The 4,420-nt window shown below is 69.7% G+C and carries 4 protein-coding genes; 2 read left to right on the top strand and 2 right to left on the bottom strand.

The annotated features are described in order from the left end of the window. Positions 1-601: heme exporter protein CcmB (gene ccmB, locus ROTAS13_RS20070; RefSeq protein ID WP_075823215.1), on the bottom strand; the 601-nt coding region annotated here is incomplete at its 3' end. 31 nt (positions 602-632) lie between these two features. Beyond that, positions 633-1,223, bottom strand: coding sequence for a heme ABC exporter ATP-binding protein CcmA (gene ccmA / locus ROTAS13_RS20065; protein WP_075823214.1), 591 nt, complete (start codon positions 1,221-1,223; stop codon positions 633-635). A gap of 105 nt (positions 1,224-1,328) precedes the next feature. On the opposite strand from ccmA, the gene acnA reads away from it, so the two are divergent. Next, a complete protein-coding gene (gene acnA, locus ROTAS13_RS20060; protein ID WP_026033211.1) occupies positions 1,329-4,034 on the top strand; it encodes an aconitate hydratase AcnA in 2,706 nt (901 codons plus the stop codon). Positions 4,035-4,153: 119 nt separating this feature from the next. Then, positions 4,154-4,357, top strand: a complete 204-nt coding sequence (locus ROTAS13_RS20055; protein ID WP_075823213.1) for a hypothetical protein — start codon at positions 4,154-4,156, stop codon at positions 4,355-4,357. Positions 4,358-4,420: the final 63 nt, after the last annotated feature.

The following is a 4,420-nucleotide window of genomic DNA, read 5'->3' as shown; positions in this document are numbered from 1 at the left end:
TCGCCTTACGGTGGAGCTGTGCGTAGATGTGATCAAGAGACAGGGCGGTGGCGGCCTCGATGGCGGCGGCGGCGAAGATCGCCACCGGCACGGACAGGGGCAGCACCAGGATGGGCAGCAGGGCCGCGCCGCGCCGCGCGCCCAGCGTCAACGCCGCGCCGAGCGTGCCGAGCAGCGACAGCACCACCCCGGCCAGGGCCAGGGCGGCGCAGGCGGCGGGCCAGGCCGCGGGATCAAGGTTCAGCATGGCGCCGGCCAGCGGCACCGCCACCACCAGCGGCAGGCCGGTGGTCAGCCAATGGCCGGCGGCCTTGGCCAGCGCCAGGGCGGCCGGCGAAAGCCCGGACAGCAGCAGCAGGTCGAGCGAGCCATCCTCGGCCTCCGCTCCGAAGAGCCGGTCCAGCGGCAGCAGCGCGGCCAGAAGCCCGGCCGCCACCAGCGCGCCGGGTGCGAGGCGCGCCAGGGCCTCCGGACTTGGGCCGACGCCGAAGGGGAAGAGAGAGCAGACCACGAGGAAGAACAGCATTGCGGCCAGTGCATCGCCCGGGTGGCGGAGCGCGAGGCGCAATTCCCGCGACAGCACGGCAAGCCAGGGCTTCACCGCCTTTTCCCCGCGATCGGACAGGTCCCGGTCACAGCGTGATCTCCCGCATCTCCGGCAAGGGAAGCGGCAGGTGCGTGGCGGCCAGGACCATGCCGCCCGCCGCCCGGTGCCGCGCCAGCAGCGGGCCGAGCCGCGCGACGGAGGCCGTGTCCAGCCCCACCGTCGGCTCGTCCAGCAGCCAGAGCGGAACAGGCGAGAGCGCCAGCCGCGCCAGGGCGAGGCGGCGCTTCTGGCCGGAGGACAGGGCGCGGGCCGGCTGCTCGGCGATGGCGTTCAGCGCCAGGGCGTCCAGCGCCGCCGGCACCGACCCACCCAGGAGCCGCGCCAGGAACTCCAGGTTCTCCCGCACGGAGAGGGAGGGCTTGGCGGCATCAAGATGCCCGACCCAGCGCAGGCGCCGGGCATGGGCGGCGGGATCGGCGGCGATGTCGGCGCCATCCCAGGCCACACGCCCCCCGGCCGGGCGCAGCAGCCCGGCCAGGGCGCGAAGAAGCGAGGACTTGCCCGCCCCATTGCGACCGAGAATTACTATCGCTTCGCCAGGACTCACAGTGAAGTCCAAATCGGCAACCACGTCATGGCCCCCACGGCGCAAATGCAGCTTTTCCGCCGTCAGCACGGCTCCCACCTCATGACTGGTCCCGCGGTCCCCCTGGACCCGCACCGGCCGCCATGCTTCAAGCCGGTTAACCGTCACCAACGTCAAGCAGGGGTTTTACGCGCCATGCGAATGATCGGGCAGGACAGTCTGAAGACCAGCCGCACTCTCTCGGTGGATGGCAAGGAATACACTTACTTCAGCCTGCCCGAGGCCGGGAAGGCGCTGGGCACCGATTTCTCCCGCCTCCCCAACAGCCTGAAGGTGCTGCTGGAGAACGTCCTGCGCTTCGAGGACGGCCGCGCCTACACCGTCGAGGACGCCAAGGCCTTCACCGGCTGGCTGGAGAACGCGCATAGCGAGCGCGAGGTGCCCTTCCGCCCGACGCGCATCCTGATGCAGGACTTCACCGGCGTTCCCGCGGTGGTGGACCTCGCCGCCATGCGCGACGGCATCCTGAAGCTGGGCGGCGAGCCGCGCCGCGTGAACCCGCTGGTGCCGGTCGACCTGGTGATCGACCACTCGGTGATGGTCGATGTCGCCGGCCGCGCCGACGCGCTGCAGAAGAACGTGGACATCGAGTACGAGCGCAACGGCGAGCGCTACGAGTTCCTGCGCTGGGGCCAGGCCGCCTTCGACAACTTCCGCGTCGTGCCGCCGGGCTCGGGCATCTGCCACCAGGTGAACCTGGAGCATCTGGCGCAGGTCGTCTGGACCCGTTCCGAGGCCGGCACCGCCTACGCCTATCCGGACAGCTGCTATGGCACCGACAGCCACACCACCATGGTGAACGGCCTGGGCGTGCTGGGCTGGGGCGTCGGCGGCATCGAGGCCGAGGCCGCCATGCTCGGCCAGCCCATCGCCATGCTGATCCCCGACGTGATCGGCTTCCGCCTGACCGGCAAGCTGCGCGAGGGCGTCACCGCCACCGACCTGGTGCTGACGGTCACGCAGATGCTCCGCAAGAAGGGCGTGGTCGGCAAGTTCGTCGAGTTCTTCGGCCAGGGCCTGGACCAGCTGCCGCTGGCCGACCGCGCCACCATCGGCAACATGGCCCCGGAATACGGCGCGACCTGCGGCTTCTTCCCCGTGGACAGCGTGACGCTGGACTATCTCCGCCTGTCGGGCCGCGAGGAAAGCCGCATCAAGCTGGTCGAGGCCTATGCCAAGGCCCAGGGCATGTGGCGCGAGACCAGCACGCCGGACCCGGTCTTCACCGACACGCTGGAGCTGGACCTTTCCACGGTGCAGCCCTCCATCGCCGGCCCGAAGCGCCCGCAGGACCGCGTGCTGCTGAGCGACGCCGCCCCGGCCTTCCTGCGCGAGCTGCCGGGCCTGTCCGGCAACCCGAACGCCGACGTCACGAAGCGCCACGGCGTGGCCAACGCCAACCATGACATCGCCCATGGCGACGTGGTGATCGCGGCCATCACCTCCTGCACCAACACCTCCAACCCCTATGTGCTGGTCGCCGCCGGCCTCGTCGCCCGCAAGGCGCGGGCGCTGGGCCTGCAGCCGAAGCCCTGGGTGAAGACCTCGCTGGCCCCCGGCTCCCAGGTGGTCACCGACTACCTGAACCGCGCCAAGCTGCAGGAGGACCTGGACGCCATCGGCTTCCAGACCGTGGGCTATGGCTGCACCACCTGCATCGGCAATTCCGGCCCGATCAGCGACGACATCGTCGATGCGATCGAGGCCAACAAGCTGGTGGCGGTCTCGGTGCTGTCCGGCAACCGCAACTTCGAGGGCCGCATCCACCCGAACGTGCGGGCGAACTACCTCGCCTCCCCGCCGCTCGTGGTCGCCTATGCCCTGGCCGGCACGATCACCAGGGACATCACCAAGGAGCCGATCGCGCAGGACAAGAACGGCAAGGACGTCTTCCTGAAGGACATCTGGCCGACCCAGGCGGAGATCAACGAGATCGTCGCCCAGTCCCTGACGCGCGAGATGTTCCAGGAGCGCTATGCCCATGTCTTCGAGGGCACGGCGCAGTGGCAGGCGATCAAGATCGACGCGGACAGCGAGACCTACCGCTGGAACTCCGGCTCGACCTATGTGCAGAACCCGCCCTATTTCGAGGGCATGACGATGGAGCCCGAGGCGCGCGGCGGCATCGAGGGTGCGCGCATCCTGGCCAAGCTGGGTGACTCGATCACCACCGACCACATCTCGCCCGCCGGCTCCATCAAGAAGGCCTCGCCCGCCGGCGAGTACCTGCTGGAGCACCAGGTCCGGCAGGCGGACTTCAACAGCTACGGCGCCCGCCGCGGCAACCACGAGGTCATGATGCGGGGCACCTTCGCCAATATCCGCATCAAGAACGAGATGGTGCCGGGCATCGAGGGCGGCATCACCAAGCACCTGCCCTCCGGCGACGTGCTGCCGATCTACGACGCGGCCATGCGCTACAAGAGCGAGGGCGTGCCGCTGGTGATCTTCGGCGGCAAGGAATACGGCACCGGCTCCTCCCGCGACTGGGCGGCGAAAGGCACCTTCCTGCTGGGCGTGAAGGCCGTGATCACCGAGAGCTTCGAGCGCATCCACCGCTCGAACCTCGTGGGCATGGGCGTGCTGCCGCTGATGTTCAAGAACGGCGAGACCCGCGAGAGCCTGGGCCTGACCGGCGAGGAGACCATCGACATCCTGGGGCTGGAGGAGATCAAGCCCCGCATGGACGTGACGCTGGTGATCCACCGCCCCGACGGCACCGAGCACCGCACCACCCTGCTCTGCCGCGTCGATACGGCCGACGAGGTCGAGTACTACCGCCAGGGCGGCATCCTGCACTACGTGCTGCGCTCCATGGCGCAGGCGGCGCAGGCGGCCTGACGCCGCATCCTCCGGGGAGCCGATCCCCCCGGACCGCTGCGGGCGGGATGGGCAACCATCCCGTCCGGGGCCGCGTTGCCGCCCCGGCTGGCCATGCTGGAACAGGCTGGGGGACCGGGATGATGCGTGCCGTACTCGTGATGAACAACCGTGCCGGAACGCTGGACGGCCGGCCCGAACTGCCCGGCCAGATCGAGGACGCCCTGCGCGAATCCGGCTTCGACCTCCGGATCATCGGAGAGGATGCCGCGCCCGACATGGGGGGCCGGATCGATGCCGCCGTTGCGGCCGCGCGGGACCTGCCCGCGCCGCCTGTCTCTTGATCACATCTACGCACAGCTCCACCGTAAGGCGAACCCCGTCTGCCGGCCTCCGCTTGAAAAAAA

Origin of the sequence: Roseomonas sp. TAS13 (assembly GCF_001950415.1) — a bacterium.
GTDB lineage: Bacteria > Pseudomonadota > Alphaproteobacteria > Acetobacterales > Acetobacteraceae > Roseomonas > Roseomonas mucosa.
Note: the sequence above shows the minus strand (reverse complement) of the source record. Positions and strands in the feature narration are given on the sequence as shown.

Bases quoted from the DNA above. Each gene is read 5' to 3' on its own strand.
- ROTAS13_RS20055 (WP_075823213.1), top strand. From the start codon at position 4,154: ATGATGCGTGCCGTACTCGTGATGAACAACCGTGCCGGAACGCTGGAC.
- acnA (WP_026033211.1), top strand. From the start codon at position 1,329: ATGCGAATGATCGGGCAGGACAGTCTGAAGACCAGCCGCACTCTCTCG.